We start from the raw sequence: 22,851 nt of genomic DNA, 5'->3' as shown, positions 1-22,851 counted from the left end.
CGGCACAACGATTGACTCTGAAATTTGCCCTTCGGGCTGGAGGAACCATGCACAAGGTTATCGCCTTCCTGGCCGCGCTGCTCTTCACCCTCCCGCCCGTCGCCTTTGCCGGCGACATTCTGCGCTTTGCTCCCTTACCCATGGAATCCCCGGAAACCGTGGCCAGTCAGTGGAAACCCCTGCTGGAGTATCTTGAAAAGTCTCTGGGGGTGAGAGTGCAGATCGATCATTCGACCGAGTACCAGGAGATTCTCGATAAATTTGTCGCCGGCCGCCTCGATTTGGCCTATCTTGGTCCCCTCCCTTATCTCCGGCTCAAGGACCGCTTCCCCGCGGCGCAACCACTGGTCATCTTTCGTGAAAAGACCGGAGAGCCTGCCTATACCTGTGCCTTGATCGCGACCGCCGAAAGCGAGTTGCGTCCCGGGCAACTGAAGGATCACAAGATCGCCCTGACCCAGCACCTTTCTACCTGCGGCTATCTTTCCGTCGACGGCCTGCTTCAGCAGGCGGGGAGCAGCCTGAAAGAAAACCGTTACCGCTACCTCGGGCAGCACGACGAAGTGGCCCTGGCCGTCCTCCGCGGCGAATTTGCCGCCGGCGGAGTGAAGACCGCCATCGCCCGCAAATACGCCCGCCTGGGACTGGTGGTAATCGCTGAAACCTCTCCCTTGCCGGGGTTGGCCCTGGTTGCCAACGGCAACACCCTTTCTGCCGAGCGCATCGCGCAAATCCGTCAGACGCTCCTCGATGTCGCCCCGGCGGTCCGGGAGCATTGGGGGGACAATATCCGCTACGGCGTCATCCCCGGCCACGACGAGGACTACGCCGGGGCGCGGCAACTTCCCTACAAAAGCTCCATCCCCGAGCGGAGCAATTTCTGATGCGGTTGATTGTCGGCTTGTTCCTTTTTGTCCTGGCCTGGGGCCTCTCCGCTACCTTCCTCTACAATCACTGGCAGGACAAGGAAGGTCAGCAACTCGAGGAAAATGTCACCGTGCTGGCTGTCACTTATCGGGCCAGCATCGAGATGTACCGACTGGCTACAGAAATCCTCTTCGAAGAAATGGTCCTGGATGATGAGGTTGTCGAGACCTTTGCCCGGGGGGTGCACAGCACGGGAGCGACCCGTGATCGGGCCCGGGGCAAACTCTACCGGTTGCTCGCTCCCAGCTATGCCCAACTCAAGGAGCGGGGCATCCGCCAGATGCATTTTCATACGGCCTCCGGCCACAGTTTTTTGCGCTTTCACGCCCCGGACAAGTGCGAAGACCCCCTCTTCGAGGCCCGCCCCACAGTGCGTCTGGCCAATACGGAACGCCGGGAGGTTTCCGGCTTCGAAGCCGGGAAGTCAGTTTCGGGTTTCCGCTACGTCTACCCGGTCTTTCGTGGCGAAGAACACTTGGGGAGCATGGAGACCAGCGTCACCTTCCGTTCGATCCGTGAGGCCATGACCGACCTCGACCCGCGCAGTGAATATGTGTTGGTGCTGCGCCGGGAGCAGGTTGAGGAGATTCTTTTCGACGGAAAGCGCTCGCTCTACGAAACTTCGCCGCTGCATGACAGCTTTTTAGTAGAGGACCCCCGTCTGCTCTTTTTCGACTCGCCGCCGCCGCCGAGCGCGACAGTTCGCGAGCTCGATGGCCCGTTGAGTCGCCTTCCCCGGGTACAGAAGGGGATGGCTGCCGGAGAAAGCTTCACCGTCTCTCAGAGTACAGCCTCCGGCGACTGGGCGGTCTCCTTCCTGCCGATCCGGGATATCCTTGACCGCCCGGCCGCTTATGTCGTCGCCTACGCCCGGGCGCCCTTTGTCGCGGCCCTGCGCCATGAGTTCTATCTCAATATGGGGTTACTCACCCTGGTCTTATCCGCCTTCACCTGGTTCACCCGGGGACTACTGCGTTCCGGAGCCAAGCTCCAGCAGGAAAAGCAGCAGTTGCAGACGATCACCGATACCATCGCTGATGGCCTGTATGTCATGGATGTGCACGGGAAGATCAACCGGGTCAATCCGGCCTTCAGCGAACTGCTCGGCTACCGCGCCGAGGAAGTCGTCGGGCAGGTCGGTCATCAGCGCTTCCACGTCCATGGCGACGGCATCCCCCGCCAGCACCCAGCGGAGTGTCCGGTCTTTTCTGCGATAGAGCGCGGGCAGGGCTATGTCGGGGAGGAGCTGTTCCGGCGCAAGGATGGCGGACTGCTGACCGTGGAGATCTCTTGCCAGTTGATGCGTGCCGAAGGGGTGACCATCGGCGCGGTCGCGGCCTTCCGCGATATTTCCGAGCGTAAAGCGAACGACGAACGAATCCGTTATCTCGCCCAGTACGACACCCTGACCAACCTGCCGAACCGCACCCTGCTCCTCGACCGACTGCAGCAGGCGATTGCCGTTGCCCAGCGGGAAGAGGAGTATTTCGCCATCCTCTTCCTCGATGTCGATAATTTTAAAAATATCAACGATTCCCTGGGGCACCTGGTCGGCGATCAGCTCCTGCAGCAGATGGCGGCCCGCCTGATCGACTGCGTGCGAGGCAGCGACACCGTGAGCCGGCAAGGAGGGGACGAATTCATCATCATTGTGCGACAGATTCGCGAGTCTGCGGATCCGGTCCAGATCTCTCGCAAAATCTTTGCGGCCATGGCTTTGCCCTTCAGCATTGAAGGGCAGGAATTGCGCGTTACTGCCAGCATCGGCATCGCCCTTTACCCGGAAGACGGTCTGGATTCGGCCACTCTGATCAAGAACGCCGACGCGGCCATGTATCATGCCAAGAAGCTCGGCCGTAACAACTATCAGTTCTTTACCGCCGACCTCAATGCCAGCGCCCACCAGCGTTTGGTGTTGGAAAACCGCTTGCGCTGCGCCCTGGAAAACCGGGAATTTTTTCTCCACTACCAACCTCTGGTCGACCTGGAAAGCGGCCGGATTTTCGGCGCCGAGGCTCTGCTGCGCTGGCTCCATCCGGAATTGGGATTGGTCCCGCCGGAGGAGTTTATTCCGGTAGCCGAAGAGTGCGGCCTGATATTACCCCTCGGCGAATGGGTCATTCGCGAAGCCTGCCGGCAGAACAAGGCCTGGCAAGACGCCGGACTCCCCCCGGTACAAGTGGCGGTGAATCTTTCCCCCTTGCAGTTCCGGCAACAAAATCTCGAAGCGATCATCACTCAGGCCCTGGAAGAGTCCGGACTGGCCGCCACTTACCTGGAGATTGAAATTACCGAAAATCTGCTCATGAGTAGCGAAGACCAGACTGTCCCTCTTCTGCGTCGCTTCAAAGAGATGGGGCTGCGGATTTCCATCGACGATTTCGGCATTGGCTACTCCTCTCTCAGTTATCTCAAACACTTTCCCGTCGATAAATTAAAAATCGATCGTTCCTTTGTGCGTGACGTCTCCAGCGACCCGGACGACGCGGCCATCGCCAGCGCCATTATCGCCATGGCCCACCGCCTGCGCCTCAAGGTTCTTGCCGAGGGGGTGGAAACCATAGACCAGCGCAACTTTCTTCTGCGCGAAGGGTGCAACGAGGCCCAGGGTTTCCATTATAGCCGCCCCCTGCCGGCGGCCGAAATGGCAGTGTTGCTGCGCAGCGGCCTGCCACTTCCTCAGACACCGGTGGATCCCGATCTCTCTCCGCGGGCTGACTCCTCCCTGCTAAGCAGCGCACCCGTAGTAACCCCGTAATCTCAAGTCCGGGGATCCTGCCACACCACCATAAAGAAGGGCCGGCATGCTTTGCCGGCCCTTCTTTATCATCGATCTGTATGCAGAGTTTACCATCTAAATCCGACGCCGAGGTTGTAAACGTAGCGACCGTCACTGAACTGATCATCGACTTCATCGGCGTCCTCGAAGAGGACATCGTATTCAACCGAGGCCAGGATAAAGGTGGTGGTGTTGACAAAGGCTTTTATGCCGACTTCCGGCCCGGCGATAAATTGATCTTTCACCATGTCGCCGTAAATCATGCCGATGCTGGCACCGACAAATGGTTGCCACATCTGCAAGTCAAAGTGGTAATCAAGACCTAAACGTGTCGACCCGTTCCAGATGTTGTCACCCGGGACATCGATATAGGAGACCCCCTGGCGGACAATTCCTTCGAGATTGGCATTCATGAAATAGCCTAGACTCAGCTCGACGGACGTCACCGTAGCATCAAAATCATTGTCACTTGAACCATTGCCGTTGAGAGTCAGTTCCATGTCCCCCATTTGAAATTGCGCCATGGCCGCACCAGGGGCAAGGAGAAAACCGAGAAGTGCTAACACGAAAATTTTGCGCCACATAATTAACCTCCATACGAAAAGTGTGTCCTGGTTGAACTGGCGATAAATCATCCCGTTCTCCCTTGTCGTGATGTCATTAAAGAGTCAGGGAGGGGGATGGGCGGATAATTCAGATTGTCCCTTAATCGCTAACATATCGATTTAGCGATGTTTGTTGTGACTAGAGTTTGCCGCCGGCAAATGAGTTGTCAACCGTCGATGGTAATTTTTGTCGTCACCACCGGTTTCTGCCGTCGGTAATGCACTCTGTTGCAACGCCTTTGTACCGCTCCCTGTCTGCTCCCTGTCTTGACAGATATTCATTCGTATGCTAATTATATTTATGCGAAACATTTCCATGTGAAATAGTTGACCACTCATTTACCCTCGTTGGAAGGATGATGTCGTTATGGCGGCAGTACGTGACGAAAAGAAAATGCGCGATAAGACGGCAGCCAGTTATCGTGATCCGGCCTTGCAGGAAATTATTGCACGGAACGCTGCCCCCCCCATCCCCGAGGGGAACTATGAGCTGCGCATCCTGCAATCGCTGCGTCGTATCATCCGCGCCATTGAAATCCATTCACAGCACTTGAGTCATTCCTATCAGATCACCGGCCCCCAGCTCGGGTGTATTCTGACGATCAAACAAAACGGGGCAATGACGCCGACGCGTCTTGCCCGTATCCTTTACCTTAGTGCCAGCACCGTGGTCGGCATCGTCGATCGCCTCGAAGAAAAAGGGCTTCTTGCCCGTATCCGCAGCACCGCGGACCGCCGTCAGGTGCAGATCTGTCTGACGGAAGCCGGTGCGCTCCTCGCCGCGACTGCTCCCTCGCCGTTGCAGGAGACTTTGTCCGATAGTCTGAAAAATCTGCCGTCCCTGGAGCAGGTGTCGATTACCCTGGCTCTGGACAAACTCGTCAGCTTGATGGAAGCCGGGGAGATCTCGGCCGCACCGATTCTGGAGACCGGCCCGCTTCTGCCGGCTAGTGATTCGCCCCTTCCCTGAGTATTCTTTCGCGGGCGGCCCTGTGTTGCCCGGTCGATCTTAACTATCCTTTTCAGAAGGACATAAACGCGCAGCGCAGCCCCGGTTCGCGGGCTGCGGCGGGATGACCACTTTTTTACCTGCGCCCACAAAGGAGATAACATTGTCTATCTACACACCAAACCAACAGGAAATCGCCGAAAAACTCTCAACTAAAGGGGTCTCCCGTGCCGACTGGAAAGATTGGCGCTGGCAGCTCAAGCACTCGATTCAATCTTTGGCAGCGGTGGAAAAACTCCTGAATATCCGTTTCAGTGCCGAGGAGAAGCTCGAGCTGGAAAAGACCCTCGACCGTTTCCCTCTGTCGGTAACGCCATATTATCTCTCCCTGATCAATGCCGCCGATTATCGCAACGACCCGATCTTCATGCAGGCTTTCCCCTCGCCGCGTGAACTGGAGATCGAGCGCAACGATATGGCCGATCCTCTCCATGAGGATAAAGACAGCCCGGCGCCGGGGATTACCCACCGCTACCCCGACCGGGTCCTTTTTCACATCAGTAATGTCTGCTCGATGTACTGCCGGCACTGTACGCGCAAACGCAAGGTCGGCGACGTCGACTCTATCCCCGACCGTGACAGTATTATGCAAGGGATCGACTATATCCGTCAGACCCCGGTGATCCGTGATGTCCTCCTTTCCGGGGGGGACCCGCTGATGCTCTCCGATGATTATCTCGACTGGATTCTCACCGAGCTTGAGAATATCCCCCACGTCCAGGTTATCCGTATCGGTACGCGCATGCCGGTCGTCCTCCCTTACCGCATCACCCCTGAGCTGATTACCATGCTCAAAAAGCACCATCCCCTCTGGGTGAATACGCACTTTAACCATCCCCGTGAAATTACGGCCTCGTCCCGCGCGGCGCTGCGTCTGCTCGCCGATGCCGGCATCCCGCTCGGCAACCAGACCGTCCTTTTGGCCGGGATCAACGACTGTCCGCGCATCATCAAGTCGCTGGTCCAGGAACTCGTCGCCAACCGGGTTCGTCCTTATTACCTTTATCAATGCGATATGGCCGAAGGGCTGGCCCATTTCCGCACCCCGGTCGGCAAGGGGATCGAGATCATGGAGAACCTCATCGGCCATACCAGCGGCTTTGCCGTCCCGACCTATGTTGTCGATGCCCCCGGCGGTGGCGGCAAGATTCCGCTGACCCCCAACTACCTCCTTTCCCTTTCGACCAACAAGGTGGTGCTGCGCAACTACGAAGGGGTCATTACCACCTATCACGAGCCGGAGAGCTATAAAGCGATCTTCTGCGATCGCAAATGCGATGACTGCAAACTCGAGCTCAAGCTCGAGGGGGCGGAAGAGTGCGAAGCCACCGGCATCGTTAAACTCCTCTCCGACTTTGACGAAACGATCTCCCTGACGCCGGAGAACAACTCTCGCATGGAGCGCCGTAATAGTGATGATTGATACTCTGACAACTTTTGGCCAGTCGAAGATCCAGCACGGCAAACATAGTGACCGGGTCTATCTGATGCACCTGGCAACGGCGGATTTGCAGGGGATCATCCCGCATCTTCGCGCGCTCGCCGGCGACCGGGGCTATTCAAAGATCTTCGCCAAGATTCCGGCGGCCGCCGAAGACACCTTTCTCGCCGATGGCTACACTGTCGAAGCGTCGATTCCGAATTTTTTCCGGGGACAGGAGTCCGCCCTCTTCCTCGGGAAATATTTTTCTCCGGAGCGGCAGGAGGAGAAGCGCCCCGCGAGCGTTGCCGAGGCTTTGGATCTCGCCCGCCAAAAGGCGACGCTCGGCGGCGGCCATCAACCCCTTGACGCGGCCCTGCGCTGCCGGCAGATGCTGCCCACCGATACGCCGCCGATGGCGGCCCTTTACCGCCAGGTCTTTGCCACTTATCCTTTTCCGATCCATGACGAAGCCTATCTGCGCCAGACCATGGCGGAGGATGTCATCTACTTCGGCATCTGGGAAGGATCTGAGCTCATCGCCCTGACTTCGGCGGAGATGGACCGCAAGGGAGAGAATGCGGAGATGACCGACTTTGCCACCCGGCCCGACTGTCAAGGCCGTGGGCTCGCCAACTATCTCCTGGCGCAGGCGGAAGCAGCCGCAGCGCAATGCGGCATCAAAACCGCTTACACCATTGCCCGCTCCTATTCGCCCGGCATGAATATTACCTTTGCCCGCAACGGCTATACCTACAGCGGCACCCTCACCCACAACACCCAGATCTCCGGCACCCTGGAGAGCATGAATGTGTGGCACAAGAGCCTCCTTCCATGACTGCCGTGGTCTTACAGAATTTTATGAGCTCGGTGTTGTTGCTCTTGATGCTGCTCAACCCGTTTCTGCTGATTATCTACCTTGTTGATCTGATTCAGGAACTTGATAACCGGGCCTTTTCGCAGGTGATGATTCGGGCCGGACTCATCAGCACCGCCGTCTTCATCTGTGTCGCTCTGGTAGGTGACGCCCTCTTTACTCACGTCCTCCAGGTTCGTTTTGCGTCTTTTCAGATCTTCGGCGGTATCATCTTTCTCCTCATCGGTATCCAGTTCATGTTCACCGGTCCTGAAGCGATTCGCAAGATGCGCGGCAAGCCGGAGCATATTGCCGGAGCGATCGCCATGCCGGTGATGATCGGCCCGAGTACCGTCAGCGCCAGTATCCTGGCCGGTAGCCGTCTGCCGACGCTCTGGGCGGTCATCGCTATTATTCTCGCCATGGTGATCACCGTGACGACCCTGTTGCTGCTGAAACGGCTTCATGACGTGGTCCGGCCGCACAACGCCAAACTGATCGAGCGCTATATCGAGATCATGGGGCGGGTGACGGCGCTGGTGATCGGGACAATTTCCGTTGAAATGATCATGCAGGGGCTGAAGGCCTGGCTGCTGCATTTAAATAGTTGATAAAGGTTGTGAGATAAAGACGGATTAATCGAGGGCAAGCGGCTGAATGCTGATAACCCTGGCCTGTAACTTTTGTCAGTGTTTAATCCGTGAAAATCCGTCTAATCCGTTAAATCCGTGTGCTAAATGATTTTCGAGCCAATCGGCGCTCACAATTCCTGCTACTCTTCTATGAGAAAAAATTTCTTTGTTCTGACGCGTCATTAGCTATATCCTGCAACGTCCGGTGATCCCGGCCAACCATCGTTCCCCCACCATTTGAAGGAGTCACCAGCGTCTTGTTCTCTGCTTTGGTCCCGCTGTACAGAAAAGTTCTGGCATCCTCCCTGCTTCTCCTCCTCGCCGCTCTGCTCCTCGTTCCGATGGCGCAAGCCGCGGACGATTTTGTCACTTATCCCCTGCTGGCACCGGATTACCGCTCGATCAAGGTCTTCGACCAACGCGGTCGTTTTGTCGGTCGGCTGCTGCCGGAGCAGCGCTACTGGACGCCTCTGCAGCGTATCCCTCTCTTTCTGCAGCAGGCGGTGGTGGCGGTGGAGGACACCCGTTTCTACGAGCATGGCGGCATCGATGTCCGCGGCATCGCCCGGGCGCTGGTCAAGGATGTGATCAATCGCAATCTCGCTGAAGGGGGGTCAACGATCACCCAGCAGCTGATCAAGAACCGCTACCTCACCGGCGAGAAGACCATCGACCGCAAGGTCAAAGAAGGCTTCATGGCGGTGGAGTATGAAAAGAAGTACAGCAAGGCGCAGATTTTGGAGATGTACTTCAATGAAATCTATTACGGCAATGGCGCCTGGGGGATTGCCGCTGCGGCCCGTCTCTATTTCGACAAGAATCCCGAGGAGTTGAACGACGCCGAATGTGCCCTCCTTGCCGGAGTGCCGAAGAATCCCGGTCGCTACAATCCCGCCGGGGAGGCCGCCAGTGTCAACGGCCGTCGTGATGTCGTCCTCAAGCGCATGGCGGATCTCGAAATCATCACGGTGCAGAAGCAGCAGCAGCTGCGCGCCCAGCAGGTGACCGTCACCCCGCGCGGTCAGGCGCCTTATTACCTCAATCATATTCGCAGCAAACTGATCGAGCGCTACGGCGCGCAGGTCATCGAAGCAGGAGGGATGGAGATCACCGCCGCCCTCGATCTCGATCTGCAGCAGCTGGCGGAGAAGACGTTGCGCGAGAAGATGCAGGGGCGCGATCCCGGGTTGCAGGGGGCAATCGTCAGTCTCGATCCTGCCACCGGCAATGTTCTGGCGGCGGTGGGGGGCGTTGATTTCGCCAAAAGCAGCTATAACCGCGCCTTCTTTGCCAAGCGTCAGCCCGGTTCGGCGATCAAGCCGCTGATCTTTGCCGCGGCTCTGGAAGCAGGCTATAGCGCCTCCGACATCTGGGATGATACTCCGGTGGCCTATTCGCGGGGCGAGGGGGGCAGCTGGACGCCGCGCAACTATGGCAATGAAGTCTTTGGTTCTCTGCCGCTGCGGCAGGCCCTGGCCCACTCCAATAATGTCATCACCGTCAAGCTCCTTGAAGCCATCGGCGTGCCGACCTTTGTCAACTTTGCCAGTCAACTCGGTTTGCCGCTGCGCGCCCGGCACGACCTTTCTCTCGCTCTCGGCACCGAAGAGGTCACCCTGGTCGAGCTGGTGCAGGCCTACGCCCCTCTGGCCAACAGCGGCCTGCGTCCTGATGTCCGGACCATCCTCCGCATCGTCGACCGGCAGCGCAATGAGGTGACGGAGTTTGCCCCGATCCTGGCCCCGGTCATCGACCCGGCGGTGGCTTATGTCACCACCAGCATGCTGCAGGATGTCCTGAGCTACGGCACCGCCAAGTCCCTGGCGAACTTCAGCCGGCAGCGCCCGGCGGCCGGGAAGACCGGCACCACCGATGATTATCGCGATGCCTGGTTCATCGGTTATACCCCGCAGCTTGTCACCGGTGTCTGGGTCGGTTATGACCAGCCGAAACCGGGCGGCAAGGGCTTTACCGGCGGGGCGATCTGCGCGCCGATCTGGGAGGGCTTCATGCGTCCGGCCCTGGCCGGCAAAGAGGTTGTCGACTTTGCTGTGCCGGATAGCGTCGTCAGTGTCAATATCGACCCGACCACCGGCTACATCGCTACGATTGACTGCCCCAAGACGCACGACGAACTTTACCTCGCCGGCACCGAACCGACCCTCCTTTGTCCCGACCATGGCGGTGATCCGCTGCCGCCCCTGCCGCCGGTTGACCCGGATGCCCTGGTGGTGCCGGAGAGCGAAGAGTCCGCCGGAGAATCCTCCTGGGACAATCTCCTGAAGCTGTTTTCCCCCCATAAAAAGAGCGAGCCATGATCCCGACTGCCTTTGCCACCCTGCCGCTCAAGAGTCCCCTGCTGCAGAACCTTGATTCCCTCGGCTACAGCGCAATGACGCCGATTCAGGCGCAGAGCCTGCCGCTGATTCTGGCCGGAACCGACGTCATCGCCCAGGCCAAGACCGGCAGCGGCAAGACCGCCGCCTTCGGCATCGGTCTCCTGGAGCGGCTGGTAGTGACGACCTTCAGCGTTCAGGGACTGGTCCTTTGCCCGACCCGCGAACTTGCCGATCAGGTGAGCAAGGAGCTGCGCCGGCTTGCCCGCTTTACCGACAACATCAAGATCCTCACTCTCTGCGGCGGCGTCCCCTTCGGACCGCAGCTCGGCTCCCTTGAACACGGCGTCCATATCGTTGTCGGCACCCCCGGCCGCATCCTTGACCACCTGCGCCGCGGCAGTCTTCATCTTAAATCACTGCGGATGCTGGTCCTCGATGAAGCGGATCGCATGCTCGACATGGGTTTTCAGGAAGAGCTCGCTGCCATCGTCGCCGCCGCCCCGACCAACCGCCAGACCCTCCTCTTTTCGGCGACCTACCCCGAATCGATTGCCGCCATGAGTGCGACGGTGCAGCATCAGCCGGTAACCGTGCAGGTCGAGGCGATCCACGACGGCGCCCAGATCAAGCAGCTCTTCTATCTCGTCGAGAAGGACGAGCGGATCGCGGCCCTGGCCCGGATCATCGGCCATTACCGCCCGGAATCGACCCTGGTCTTCTGCAATACCCGCAAGGAGTGCCAGGAGGTCGCCGATGCCTTGACGGAACGGAACTTCTCTGCCCTGGCGATCCATGGCGACCTGGAGCAGCGCGAGCGTGACCAGGTGCTGGCCCGCTTCGCCAACAAAAGCGTCTCCATTCTCGTTGCCACCGATGTCGCGGCGCGCGGCATCGATATCAAGGAGCTGACCGCGGTGATCAATTTTGAACTCACCCGCGACCCGGAGATCCATATCCACCGCATCGGTCGTACCGGCCGCGCTGGGGAGGAAGGGCTGGCCCTGAGTCTGGTGACGGTGGCCGAAAACCGGCGGATCGCCGCGATCGAAGATTATCTCGGTACGACGGTGCCCCGCGCCGAGCTGGAGTCGTTGTCCATGCCGTCAGCAGCGCCGCTGAAAGCGCCGATGGTCACTCTCTGCATCGACGGCGGCCGCAAGAACAAGGTGCGCCCCGGTGATATCCTCGGCGCCCTCACCGGCGAGATGGGGATCCCCGGCAGTGAGGTCGGCAAGATCGATGTCTTCGATTTCCACACCTATGTGGCGATTCGCATGGCCAGTGCCAATCTCGCCATGGCCCGCCTGAGCGCGCACAAGATCAAGGGGCGTTTTTTCAAGATCCGCAGATTTTAGCTGCAGATCCTTCACTTTTTAATTGTTTTGCAGGTTAATCGCACTTCAGGAGATTGCATGTCATTTTCCTCCCTCGGTTTATCGCCGTCCCTGCTTGCGGCGGTCACAGCCCGGCAGTTTCTTGTGCCGTTCCTCATTCAGACCCAGGCGATTCCCGCCATCCTTGCCGGCCGGGATCTCCTCGCCCTTGCCCGCACCGGTTCGGGGAAGACCGCGAGCTTCATTCTGCCGCTGCTGCAACGTTTGCAGGAATCGCCGGCGCCGGAACGCCGCACCCTGAAAATCCTTGTCCTGGTGCCGACCCGGGAGCTGGCGATGCAGATCGCCGACTTTGCCCAGACCATCAGCAACTATCTCCCGACCCGGCTGAAGATCCGTGCCGTCTACGGCGGCGTTCCCATCAATCCGCAGATGACGGCGGTCAACGGGGTCGATCTCCTCATCGCCACCCCCGGCCGTCTCCTCGATCTCCTCGACAAGAATGCTCTGCAGCTGTCAACCGTTGAGACTCTGGTCCTCGATGAAGCCGACCGTCTCCTCGATCTCGGCTTTACCGAGGAACTGGGCAGGATCCTTGCCCTGCTGCCGCCGCAGCGCCAGAATCTCCTCTTTGCCGCCACGACCGGCGACTACCTCCAGGCTCTCGCGGCGCCGCTGCTGCGTGATCCCCTGCGTATCGACCTCGGCACCAGCAGCAGTGCCAGCGGTCAGATCAGTCAAAAGATTTATGTTGTCAGCGCCGCGCGCAAGGGGCCGCTGTTGCGCTATCTCCTCAAAAAGGGGGGATGGCCGCAGGTGCTGGTCTTTGTCTCCACCAAGAAGCGCGCCGACAATGTCGCCAAGAAGCTGGCCGATCATGGCATCAGCGCCGAGGCCTTCCATGGTGATCGCACCCAGGGGGCGCGAAGCAAGGCACTCGCCGACTTCAAAGAGGGAAAAGTGCGCGTCCTGGTGGCGACCGATCTCGCTTCCCGCGGTATCGACATCGAAGGTCTCCCCTATGTTGTCAACTACGAACTTCCCCGTGCCGCCAGCGATTACACACACCGCATCGGTCGCACCGGCCGCGCTCATCTTGCCGGCCTGGCGATCACCCTCCTGGCGCCGGAGGAATTCGAACATTTCCAGATGATTGAAAAGAAGCTCGGGCAGCGCTGCGAGCGGATCGCGACGGACGATGTGGAGTTGACGAACTTTTGATTGCATCTTTCGTTCTGCAATCCGTCGCTTTTCGTCCGATTTCGCTCCCGACTGGCGCCCTGCTATGTTAGGCTTGCCCCCTGAAATGCCACCCGGCAACCAGGCCGGCGTGTGCCGCAATCAAAGGGAGTAACTATGACGAACTGGCAAGGAGGAGGAAATGTTGATCCCCTCCAGCAGAAGATCAACGAATTTCTTTCCCGTTTCAAGGGGCAGAAAGCACCGCTGAAGATGCTCTCCAGTATCGCCGCCGCTTTACTTGTTGCCTGGGTGGTCAGTGGCAGTTTTTATCAGGTCGGCACTGAGGAGACCGGGGTTGTGCTCCGTTTCGGGCGCTACACCGACTTTGCGCAGCCGGGATTGCACTTCAAGCTCCCCTTTGGCATCGATTCGGTCTATCTGGTCAAGACCGGGCGAGTTATGAAGGAGGAGTTCGGTTTTCGCACGGTGCAGCCGGGCGAACGCACCACCTACACCAAGGCGGGGCTGAGTGAGGAATCATTGACTCTGACCGGCGACCTCAACGTCAGTGATCTGGAGTGGATCGTCCAGTACCAGATTGCCGATGCCTTCAAGTATCTCTTCCACATCAAGGATCCGCGTTCGACGATCCGCGATGTTGCCGAAGCGGCGGTGCGCAAGGCGGTCGGCAACTCCAATGTCACCGAGGTCCTCACCACCGAACGGGCCCTTCTCGCCACCGCCATTGAAAAGGATCTGCAAACGATCCTCAATGCATACGACATCGGCGTGCGCATCGTTACCGTCAAGTTTCAGGACGTCAATCCTCCGGAATCGGTGAAGACCGCCTTTAACGAGGTCAACGAGGCCGAGCAGGAAAAGGAAAGCCTGATCTTCCAGGCCCGTGAACAGTATAACCGCGAAGTCCCCAAGGCGAGCGGCGTCGCCAAGAGCGCTATCCTCGAAGCCGAGGGCTATGCACTGGAGCGGCTCAATCAGGCCAAAGGTGAGACAGCGCGTTTCCTTTCCCTTTATGCAGAATATCGCAAGGCGCCGAAGGTTACCCGTGAACGCCTGTATCTGGAGACCCTCGAAGAGGTTCTGCCCCGTATGGAAGAGATCTACATCATGGACAGTAAAGGGGCGGGGGCACTGCCGCTGCTGCCGCTGCGCAGTTCGAAAGAGGGGGGGAAATAATGAAAAAACAACTTTTGATCATCGTTGTCGTCCTTCTCGTTCTGCTCGGCAAGGGCTCACTCTTCGTTGTTGCGGAAGGGGAGCAGGCGATCGTCACGCAGTTCGGCAAACCGGTCGGCGCTGTCAAGTACGCCGGACTGCACATCAAAACGCCCTTAGTGCAGGATGTTCGCCGCTTCGACCGCAAGATCCTCAAGTGGGACGGCGACCCCAACCAGATCCCGACCAAGGACAAACGTTATATCTGGGTCGATACCACCGCCCGCTGGCGTATTGTCGATCCGCTCCTTTTCTACACCACCGTTGCTACCCAAGTGGGGGCACAGAGCCGCCTCGACGATATTCTCGATTCGGTGGTGCGTGATGCTGTTTCCAGCCAGCTTTTGGTGGAGTTGGTGCGTGGCAAGGACTACAAGGCCCCGGAGGGGAGCGTCGAAGTTCTCGACTTCGAAGGACAGCAGATCACGACTGAGAATCTGGCAGGACGGGAAGAGATCCTTGCCAGCATCCTCGCCGAGGCGCGCAAGAACATCCCTGAATACGGCATCGAACTGATCGATGTACAGATCAAGCGGATCAACTATGTCGAACAGGTGCGTTTGCGCGTCTATGACCGGATGATCTCGGAGCGCAAGAAGGTAGCTTCCCAGTTCCGTTCCGAAGGGGAAGGGGAGAAGGCGAATATCCTCGGGCAGATGCAGAAGGAGCTCAAGCGCATCGAGTCCGACGCTTATCGCGAGTCGGTGCAGATCCGCGGCCGCGCTGATGCCGAGGCCGCGGCGATCTACGCCGCCGCCTACAACAAGGATGCGGATTTCTACGCCTTTATCCGTACCCTCGAATCGTACCGCAAGGCGATCAAGGAGAATGCCCGCCTGGTCATCTCTACCGATTCCGAGTTTTACCGCTACCTGCAAAATCCGCGTTGAAGAACTCCCTCTGCGAGTTTGCTTGAAAAAAGAAAAGGGCGGCCATCACTGGCCGCCCTTTTGCGTCTTGCTTCTTTTGTGCAATCCTACTTGCGCAGGACCTTGATCACCGCCGAGTAGTCCTCTTCGCCGCGGCCATCCTGGTCGGCCTGCGCGTAGAGGTTGCAAGCGCACTCCCCGCCGGGAAGCTTCAGGTCGGCCTTTTTCGCCGCTTCGAGGACGAGTTCAAGTTGTTCGTGCACGTACTTGAGGGCCAGGTTGCGGGTGAAATCGCCGCGGGCAATGCTCCGTCCCTTGGAATTGAAGAGGGGGGAGCCGACGCCGCCCGATTCAAGCACCTCAAGAACCTTGCTGGAGCCGAGCCCGAGTTTTTCACCGAAGACCAATCCTTCGGCCAATGCCTGCATCAACTCCGCCTGCACCAGATTGACGACGAACTTCATGCGCGTGCCGTCGCCGACCCCGCCGACCGGAATAATGTTGAGGCCGAACATGGAGAGGGCTTCACGGCAGCGACTGAGCACCGACGCATCGCCGCCGACCAGAATCGTCAGCAGGCCGTTGGCAGCATGCTCCTTGGTCCCCCAGATCGGCGCATCAAGGAACATGATCCGGTGTTTTTCTGCTTCCGCCGCCATTTCCATGGTGCTTTCCAGCGAATGCGTCCCCATGTCGGCGAGGATGGTGCCGGGGTTAATGCCGGCGAAGATACCGTTTGTACCGTAGAGGTCAGGACGCAGGCGCTCTTTTTCCGGGCGGATGTAGATAACGAGATCTTTCCCGGTCGCCACGTCCTTCGGCGTTGCAGCGGCGGTCGCGCCGAGTTTGACCAGCTCGGCAACGACTTGCGGATCCGAATCATAAACCGACAGCGCATAATGTCCCTTTAGCAGGTTGGCAGCCATATGTTTGCCAACGGTTCCCAGTCCCAAAAAACCGATCTTTTTCAGCATTCTGATCTCCCGTGGTGAAGTTATTAAAACTTTTTCTTATATTAACCCCTCTGGCGCGCAAAACAACCCTGAAATAACAGGTCAGAGCAAAAAATTCGTGATTGGAGCTGTCTGCAAACTGTCCGGTCGGGAAAAGAAGTCTGGTTCGGGGAGAATAGTCTGTTCCCTTTAATGATAGAGTACTATTGACGACTGACGGTAATAAACTATATGTTAGCAATTTTCGGATGAATGCTCAGGATACGGCTACCTTTCCCCTTCATTTATATTAAAAAATCTGTTCGATTGGAAGGATGACGCCAATGCAGGTGAAAAAATTAGGTGAATTGCTGATAGAAAAGAAGTTGATCACGACCGAGCAATTCGATGCGGCATTGAAAAAACAGGAAGCGAATCCATCCCAGCCGATTGGACAACTGCTGTGTCAGATGGGTTTTTTGAAAGCCAAGGATCTGGAATATGTTCTGGATCACAATAACAAGCGTCTTAAACTCGGCGAAATCCTCGTTGCCCAGAATCTGATTAACGCGGATCGTCTGAAAAGCGCCCTCGAAATCAGTCAGTCAGAAAAAATTCCCCTGGGCAAGGCGCTGGTCAAGCAGCTCCTGGTCGGAGAGGAACAGTTGGCGCGGGCGATTTCCCTACAGCATGACCTCAAGTTTGTCAGTCTCGCCGGTGTCCGCTATGATGCCGAACTCTCTACGATCATCAATGCCTCCTTTGCCCAGCATCATCGCATCGTCCCCATCCGCTGTCGGGATAATTGCCTGACGATCGCCATGGCTTATCCGCTGCGGCGCGACGAAATCGCTCAGCTGGAGAGTTGGAGCAAGATGCGGGTCGAGCCGGTCATTGCCCGGGAAAGTGAAATCCTCACGGCGCAGCAAAAAGTCTTCAAATTGCGGGGGACGCCAACTGATGAAGAGTTCAGTTTCGAGTTGTCCGAAGACCAAAGCAATGAACTCGGCAAATCGAAATACGTCAGTGATTTTATCAGTGAAGATGCCAGTTTTCTGGTGAAACGCATTATCATCAAAGGGATCATGGACGGTGCCAGCGATATTCACTTCGAATCGACCGAGCGGGGGATGGACGTTCGTTACCGCATTGACGGGATTCTGCGCAAGGTGGAGTTGGGCGCCGACGAAGCTTTGCTCGATCCGAATTTCCGCCAGATCATCTCCAAGATCAAAGTCATGTGCGATATGGATATTACCGAGCGGCGCCGCCCGCAAGACAGCAGCTTCAAGATGAAGGTCTCAAAAGGCCAGAAAGTCCGCGGCGTTGATTTTCGCGTTTCGACGGTGCCGACGCAATATGGCGAGGATGTCGTGGTCCGCATTCTTGACAAACAGGTCGGCACCATCACACTGGAGGGACTCGGCTTTACTCCCGAGCATGCCTCGGCGCTGTATCAGGCCCTGGATCGCCCGACCGGCATCTTTCTCGTCACCGGTCCGACCGGTTCCGGCAAATCCTCCACCCTATATGCCGTCCTTTCCCATATCAATACTCCCGGCGTCAAGACCCTGACGATTGAAGATCCGGTCGAATACGCGATCGAGGGCATTACCCAGACCGAGATCAATGAAATTATCGGCAACACCTTCTCCCGCCTGCTGCGCGCCTTCCTGCGTCAGGATCCCGACAACATCATGGTCGGGGAGATTCGCGATCTCGAGACCGCCACCATCTCCATGCGCGCGGCCTTGACCGGCCATACGGTCTTTTCCACCCTGCACACCAACGACGCCACCAGCGCCGTGACGCGTCTGATCGACATGGGGGTCGATCCGACTCTCCTGGCCGCCACTCTGCGCTGTGTGATGGCGCAACGTTTAGTCCGCAAAATCTGCCGACAGTGCCGGGTCCGCTATGATCCGCCGGTAGAACTTCTGGCGGAATTCGGCATCCCCCTGGCCAGCGGTAGGGGATTTATTCATGGCAAGGGGTGTGCGGCCTGTCATTATACCGGTTTCAGCGGGCGGATTCCGATCGTCGAATTGTGGATGCCGTCGCGCGAAGAGCTGGCGCTCTTTAACCGTCGCCCGGATAATCTGTCGCTGCGGCAAAGCGTCTTTGTCGAAACAAGCCGCAAAACCATGATCGAAGACGGTTTCCGGCGGGTACAGGCCGGCGAGACGACCCTGGAAGAGTTGCTGCGGGTCGTTCCTTTTGAACAGATTGAGGCAGGCAGGGAAAAGATCGCTAAAATCTTTGCTCCGCACTAAACCCTCCCTGCACCGTTAACGAAATAGAAACCGCCCGGTGACAGCTGTTGTCCGGGCGGTTCCTTGTTCAGCCGGTCGTTGCGGCCCTCACCACTCTTCTCTCTTTTCCCGCTCGTCCAGCGCCATGTCGAGGTAAAGGTTCTCGACCTTCTTGCGCGCCCAGGGGGTCTTGCGCAGGAATTTGAGGCTCGATTTAAGCGTCGGATGATTGTTGAAGCAGTCGATTTCAATGCAGTGTCCCAACCCGTCCCAGCCATAACACGCCACCAGACGGTTGATGATCTGCTCCAGAGTCACGCCGTGCAGGGGGTCTTTAGCGGATGGTTCAATCATGGCGGAATTCGTCCTTGGGTTGGAGAGAAAAGAGAGGGCCTGCGTTCAGGCCCGGCGCCGCTGTCGCAGATAACGGCCAGCGTACCAGAGAAGCATGATCAGGGCAATCAGCGGCAGCGCCGGGATAAAGCGTCCGGTTGTCTGGGCGAGAAGCGTCGCGATGCCGAGGGCGACGACCGAAACCGGCAGGTAGCGGCCGATCTTGCCCTGTTGCGCCAGCGCTTCCCCGGCGACACCGATCAGGTTGTCGTTGATCCCGAAACGCCGGGCAACGATGGCGAAGAAGACGACCATAATCCAGTCGGAGATGCCAAAGAGGGGGACCAGTCCGGCCGCGCCCGGGGCAGCAAGTTTGATCAGAATCATGTCGACCAGGGGGGGCGGGCTGGTCGGGGTTTGGCGATACGCTTCGATCTCGGCGGTGAAGGCCGCGGTCGGGCCGTAACGCCAGCTGGCAAAGTCGGCCAGGGTCATGACGATGCAGATCGGCACCAGTTCCCACAGCCGGTGGATATAGCGGGCCATCGCCGCCCCGGTCACAGTCGCGACCAGCAGCAGCAGCCCCGACCGGGTCGCGGTCAGCAGCTCATGTTCGAGACCGACGGCCGGCAACTGGTTGAGCAGCCAGATACTCAGCCCCAGGGTCACCCCCCAGAAAAGGTAAAAGCCGCGGCTCCGCTCTTCGGGGTGGAGGAGGAGGGCCGGGAGCAGGAGCTGGGCCGCAGCGTAGAGCTGCAGGGCGATAAAGGCCCCCCCGAACCAGGGGCCGGCGCTGGCGAACCCCCGGCTGCTCCAGCTGAGAGCGAAGATGCCGCCACTCCACAGCAGATGGCTGGCGATCAGCAGCAGGAGCAAACGGCGGTTTTTCAGGCTGAAGGAAATAAAGGGCGGTGGAGTCATGGCGCGATTATGCCCTGCCTGCGCGGCGTTGCAAACAGTTAATACGTTCTCCGCGAACAAAACCGGAGCCGTCGCAGTCGGCATCCCGGGAATTTTCGGTTGACACTCCCCGCCCGAAACCCCTAACGTGTGAAAATTTCGGGAAGCGGGAAGGGCCGGGAAGCGGGGAACGGTGAAAGGGCATTTGTCCACGAAGCAGCACGAAGTTTCACGAAAAAACGCTAGCAGCTTTTTGTGTTAACCCCCTGATGTCAGGTTCGTTTTGATTTTTTTCGTGTGCCTTCGTGTGCCTTCGTGGATGAGATCAAAGGCTTTTGTCCACGAAATGACAAATCCCGAATCCCGAATCACGGCTTACGGCTTACGGATTCTAAAGAAAGACTGACCCATGAAAATACTCCTCACCACCCCCCCCATCTCTCTCGAAGAACGCTACGGCAACCTTGCCGGTGCCGGGAGTGCAGCGCCTTCTTTGGGGATTCTCCTCCTGGCGGCGGTGGCGCGGCAGCAGGGACATGCGGTGGTTGTGCTGGAGGCGGCGGCCTTGAATCTGGGGCTGGAGGCGACCCTGGCGCAGGTGGTGGCGGCGCGCCCCGACGTCCTCGGGATCTCCTCCACCACCCTCTCCATCTTCCATGCCTCCGCCCTCGCCACTGCGGCGAAGCAGCAGCTGCCGGGCTTGCGCACCATCATCGGCGGCCCCCACGTCTCGGCGGCACCGCAAGAGACGATGCAGCGCTTTCCGGCCTTCGACATCGCCGTCCTCGGTGAAGGGGAGGCAACCCTCGCCGCCCTCCTGGCCACCCTGGCCGGCGCCGGTGAGCTCGCCGCGGTCGAGGGGATTCTGTATCGCGATGGCGCGGCCCTGCACAGCACGGCGCCGCGGCCCTTCCTGCGCGATCTTGATCAACTGCCGCTACCGGCCTGGGATCTCCTCGAAGGCTTTCCCGGCCGCTACGCTCCCGCCCCCTTCAAGGTCCGCCAGCTCCCCGCCGCTTCCCTGGTCTCCTCGCGGGGTTGTCCCAACCACTGCATCTTCTGCGACCGCTCGGTCTTCGGTGCCCGCTGTCACGGTCATTCCGCCGACTACGTGGTGACGATGATGCAGGCTCTGCACCGGGATTACGGCGTCCGCGAATTCAGTTTTGAGGACGACACCTTTGTCACCTTTAAAAAGCGCCTTAATGAGATCTGCGACCAACTCATCGCCGCCAGAATGAAGATCTCCTGGACCTGTCTCGGCCGCGTCGACCACGTCACCCCCGAAAATCTGGCGCTGATGCAGCGCGCCGGCTGCTGGCAGATCAGCTTCGGCATCGAAAGCGGCAGCCAGCTCATCCTCGACACCATCGGCAAAGGGGTGACGCTTGAGCAGATCCGCTCGGCAATCCATGCCACCCGCCAGGCCGGTATCCTTGCCAAGGGCTTCTTTATTGTCGGCCACCCCGGCGAGACCGCTGAAACCCTGCGACAGACCATCGATTTTGCCCTCGAACTCCCTCTCAACGATATCAGTGTCACCATGCTCACCCCCTTTCCCGGCACCGAACTTTACCGCCGCGCCGCCGAGTTCGGCAGCTTCGATGACGACTGGCGCAAGCTCAACCTCCTCAACGCCGTCTTTATCCCGCACGGTCTCACCGCCGCCGACCTCCTCCGCGCCCAGCAGGAGCTGACCCGTCGCTTTTACCTGCGGCCGCGGGTCATCGTTGATTACGCCGGCAGGCTGCTGCGCAATCCGCGCATGCTGAGAGGGCTGCTCAGAGGGGGGCGCTCTTTTCTGAAGAGCATTTAAACAGTTCATTACCGCAAAAGCTTGCACCACAGAGAGCACAGAGGACACAGAGGTAAAGCTGTAAGCAGTGATGTCAAAATCATTTTCAGGGTTTTCTCTGTGCTCTCGGTGTCCTCGGTGGTGAAGCCTGTTGCTTAGCAACCGAATAAGGTTCCCATGTGAAAGTTTCCATCCTTATCGTCAACTGGAACGGCCAGCACCACCTTCCCGACTGCCTCGACTCGCTGGTGCTGCAGAGCTTCCGCGACTTTGAGACCATCCTTGTCGACAACGGCTCGACCGACGGCTCGGTGGACTTTGTCCGCGCTCGCTATCCCTGGGTGACGCTCGTCCCTCTCGATCGGAACACCGGCTTTTCCGGCGGCAACAATGCCGCCCTGGCAGCGGCGCAAGGCGATTATCTCGTCACCCTCAACAACGACACCCACGTCGATCCGGGGTGGCTGGCCGAGCTGGTGCGGGTGGCGGATGAAAACCCCGGGGTCGGCATGGTGGCGAGCCGGATCTGCTCCTTTGCCGATCCCGATCTCATCGATTCCCTCGGTGTCCGCATCTGCCCGGACGGCATGTCGCGCAGTGCCGGTCGCCGCCAGCGCTTTTCATCGCTGCAGCTTGCCCCGGTTGAGCCGATCCTCATCCCCACCGCCTGCGCCGCCCTTTACAAGCGGGCGATGATCGCCGAGACCGGCTTCTTCGACGATCACTTCTTTGCTTACTGCGAAGATACCGACCTCGGCCTGCGCGGCCGGCGCGCCGGCTGGGGTGCGCTCCTCGCCCGGGATGCCATCGTCCTCCACAAATATTCCGGCACCGGCGGCGCCTTCTCCCCCTTTAAACTCTACCTGGTCGAGCGCAATCACTTCTGGGTGGCGCTGAAGAATTTTCCCCGGTCCTGGCTCCTCCGCCTCCCTTACTATTCCCTGCTGCGCTACGCGTGCCAGGCCCGTCTGGTGGCCGGCGGTGCCGGAGTCGGCAACGAATTCCGCCAAAGCGGCGGCAAGAAGGAACTGCTAGGCGCCCTCGGCCTCGGCATCCGCGACGCCCTCGCCGGCATGCCGCGCGTTTTGAGCTGCCGCCGGCAATCCCCGCGCCGTCTCAGCAGCCGCGAGATGGCGGCGCTGCTGCGCCAGTACCGGATGGGATTTCGAGAATTGCTGGATGGGTGAGGGGCCGTGAGGCGGGAACGGTGAACGGTGAACGGTGAACGGTGAACGGTGAACGGTGAACGGTGAACGGTGAACGGTGAACGGTGAACGGTGAACGGTGAAAATCGATTTCCCGCCCTTACCGATCCCTGTTCCCTGAATTTCCCGCTCCCCGAACTTCAGCCTTTCCCGATCCTTACCTTTACTTATGTGTAGTATGTTCGATTTTTTTGAACATACTGTGTGAAAATATTGTATAGTTTGAGTTGAGAGCTAACAACCTAT

At 58.7% G+C, this 22,851-nt stretch carries 18 protein-coding genes; 14 read left to right on the top strand and 4 right to left on the bottom strand.

Going from position 1 to position 22,851, the window contains the following annotated elements; all coding sequences use genetic code 11:
- Positions 1-47 precede the first annotated feature (47 nt).
- Both CVU69_10250 and CVU69_10245 read left to right on the top strand, forming a co-directional pair.
- Positions 48-884: an ABC transporter substrate-binding protein gene (locus CVU69_10250; GenBank protein PKN11850.1), complete on the top strand. Its 837-nt coding sequence runs from the start codon at positions 48-50 to the stop codon at positions 882-884.
- On the top strand, positions 884-3,685 hold the full coding sequence (locus tag CVU69_10245; protein ID PKN11849.1) for a hypothetical protein: 2,802 nt from the start codon (positions 884-886) through the stop codon (positions 3,683-3,685). The genes CVU69_10250 and CVU69_10245 overlap by 1 nt, the downstream gene beginning before the upstream one ends.
- 89 nt (positions 3,686-3,774) lie before the next feature.
- Here CVU69_10245 and CVU69_10240 read toward each other — a convergent pair whose 3' ends face one another.
- Positions 3,775-4,290 (bottom strand): hypothetical protein, encoded by a 516-nt coding sequence (locus CVU69_10240; protein ID PKN11848.1) that lies wholly within the window; start codon positions 4,288-4,290, stop codon positions 3,775-3,777.
- 415 nt (positions 4,291-4,705) lie between these two features.
- Between CVU69_10240 and CVU69_10235 the strand changes: the two genes are divergently transcribed.
- From CVU69_10235 to hflC, 9 genes are all read left to right on the top strand, one after another.
- The gene (locus CVU69_10235; protein ID PKN11894.1) at positions 4,706-5,281 is read left to right on the top strand and encodes a MarR family transcriptional regulator; all 576 of its coding nucleotides are present in this window, start codon (positions 4,706-4,708) and stop codon (positions 5,279-5,281) included.
- A gap of 142 nt (positions 5,282-5,423) precedes the next feature.
- A complete protein-coding gene (gene ablA / locus CVU69_10230; GenBank protein PKN11847.1) occupies positions 5,424-6,743 on the top strand; it encodes a lysine 2,3-aminomutase in 1,320 nt (439 codons plus the stop codon).
- Positions 6,736-7,578, top strand: coding sequence for a putative beta-lysine N-acetyltransferase (gene ablB, locus CVU69_10225; protein PKN11846.1), 843 nt, complete (start codon positions 6,736-6,738; stop codon positions 7,576-7,578). Before ablA ends, ablB begins: the two co-directional genes overlap by 8 nt.
- Positions 7,575-8,207, top strand: coding sequence for a hypothetical protein (locus CVU69_10220; GenBank protein ID PKN11845.1), 633 nt, complete (start codon positions 7,575-7,577; stop codon positions 8,205-8,207). The genes ablB and CVU69_10220 overlap by 4 nt, the downstream gene beginning before the upstream one ends.
- Positions 8,208-8,569: 362 nt before the next feature.
- Positions 8,570-10,546 carry a penicillin-binding protein gene (locus tag CVU69_10215; GenBank protein ID PKN11893.1) on the top strand — a complete coding sequence of 659 codons (1,977 nt, stop codon included), beginning with the start codon at positions 8,570-8,572 and terminating at the stop codon, positions 10,544-10,546.
- Positions 10,543-11,922 carry an ATP-dependent RNA helicase DbpA gene (locus CVU69_10210; GenBank protein PKN11844.1) on the top strand — a complete coding sequence of 460 codons (1,380 nt, stop codon included), beginning with the start codon at positions 10,543-10,545 and terminating at the stop codon, positions 11,920-11,922. Before CVU69_10215 ends, CVU69_10210 begins: the two co-directional genes overlap by 4 nt.
- Before the next feature lie 57 nt (positions 11,923-11,979).
- The gene (locus CVU69_10205; protein ID PKN11843.1) at positions 11,980-13,122 is read left to right on the top strand and encodes an RNA helicase; all 1,143 of its coding nucleotides are present in this window, start codon (positions 11,980-11,982) and stop codon (positions 13,120-13,122) included.
- 231 nt (positions 13,123-13,353) lie between these two features.
- The gene (hflK, locus tag CVU69_10200; GenBank protein PKN11892.1) at positions 13,354-14,280 is read left to right on the top strand and encodes an FtsH protease activity modulator HflK; all 927 of its coding nucleotides are present in this window, start codon (positions 13,354-13,356) and stop codon (positions 14,278-14,280) included.
- A complete protein-coding gene (hflC, locus tag CVU69_10195) occupies positions 14,280-15,209 on the top strand; it encodes a protease modulator HflC (protein ID PKN11842.1) in 930 nt (309 codons plus the stop codon). The genes hflK and hflC overlap by 1 nt, the downstream gene beginning before the upstream one ends.
- Positions 15,210-15,295: 86 nt before the next feature.
- Here hflC and CVU69_10190 read toward each other — a convergent pair whose 3' ends face one another.
- Positions 15,296-16,162, bottom strand: a complete 867-nt coding sequence (locus tag CVU69_10190; protein PKN11841.1) for an NAD(P)-dependent oxidoreductase — start codon at positions 16,160-16,162, stop codon at positions 15,296-15,298.
- A gap of 293 nt (positions 16,163-16,455) precedes the next feature.
- Here CVU69_10190 and CVU69_10185 point away from each other — a divergent pair, with 293 nt between their 5' ends.
- Positions 16,456-18,393 (top strand): type II secretion system protein GspE, encoded by a 1,938-nt coding sequence (locus tag CVU69_10185; protein PKN11840.1) that lies wholly within the window; start codon positions 16,456-16,458, stop codon positions 18,391-18,393.
- 87 nt (positions 18,394-18,480) lie between these two features.
- On the opposite strand, the gene CVU69_10180 is transcribed toward CVU69_10185, so the two are convergent.
- Both CVU69_10180 and CVU69_10175 read right to left on the bottom strand, forming a co-directional pair.
- Positions 18,481-18,726: a transporter gene (locus CVU69_10180; protein PKN11839.1), complete on the bottom strand. Its 246-nt coding sequence runs from the start codon at positions 18,724-18,726 to the stop codon at positions 18,481-18,483.
- 45 nt (positions 18,727-18,771) lie between these two features.
- Positions 18,772-19,626 (bottom strand): hypothetical protein, encoded by an 855-nt coding sequence (locus tag CVU69_10175; GenBank protein PKN11838.1) that lies wholly within the window; start codon positions 19,624-19,626, stop codon positions 18,772-18,774.
- A 388-nt stretch (positions 19,627-20,014) separates the two neighbouring features.
- On the opposite strand from CVU69_10175, the gene CVU69_10170 reads away from it, so the two are divergent.
- A complete protein-coding gene (locus tag CVU69_10170) occupies positions 20,015-21,421 on the top strand; it encodes a hypothetical protein (protein ID PKN11837.1) in 1,407 nt (468 codons plus the stop codon).
- A gap of 158 nt (positions 21,422-21,579) precedes the next feature.
- Complete coding sequence (locus tag CVU69_10165; GenBank protein PKN11836.1) at positions 21,580-22,587, top strand: glycosyltransferase family 2 protein; 1,008 nt, start codon at positions 21,580-21,582, stop codon at positions 22,585-22,587.
- The last annotated feature ends 264 nt before the right edge of the window (positions 22,588-22,851 follow it).

The sequence above is a fragment of the Deltaproteobacteria bacterium HGW-Deltaproteobacteria-4 genome, assembly GCA_002841765.1.
Classification (GTDB): domain Bacteria; phylum Desulfobacterota; class Desulfuromonadia; order Desulfuromonadales; family UBA2197; genus UBA2197.
The sequence above is the reverse complement of the archived record's forward strand: the minus strand, read 5'-3'. Positions and strand labels throughout refer to the sequence as shown.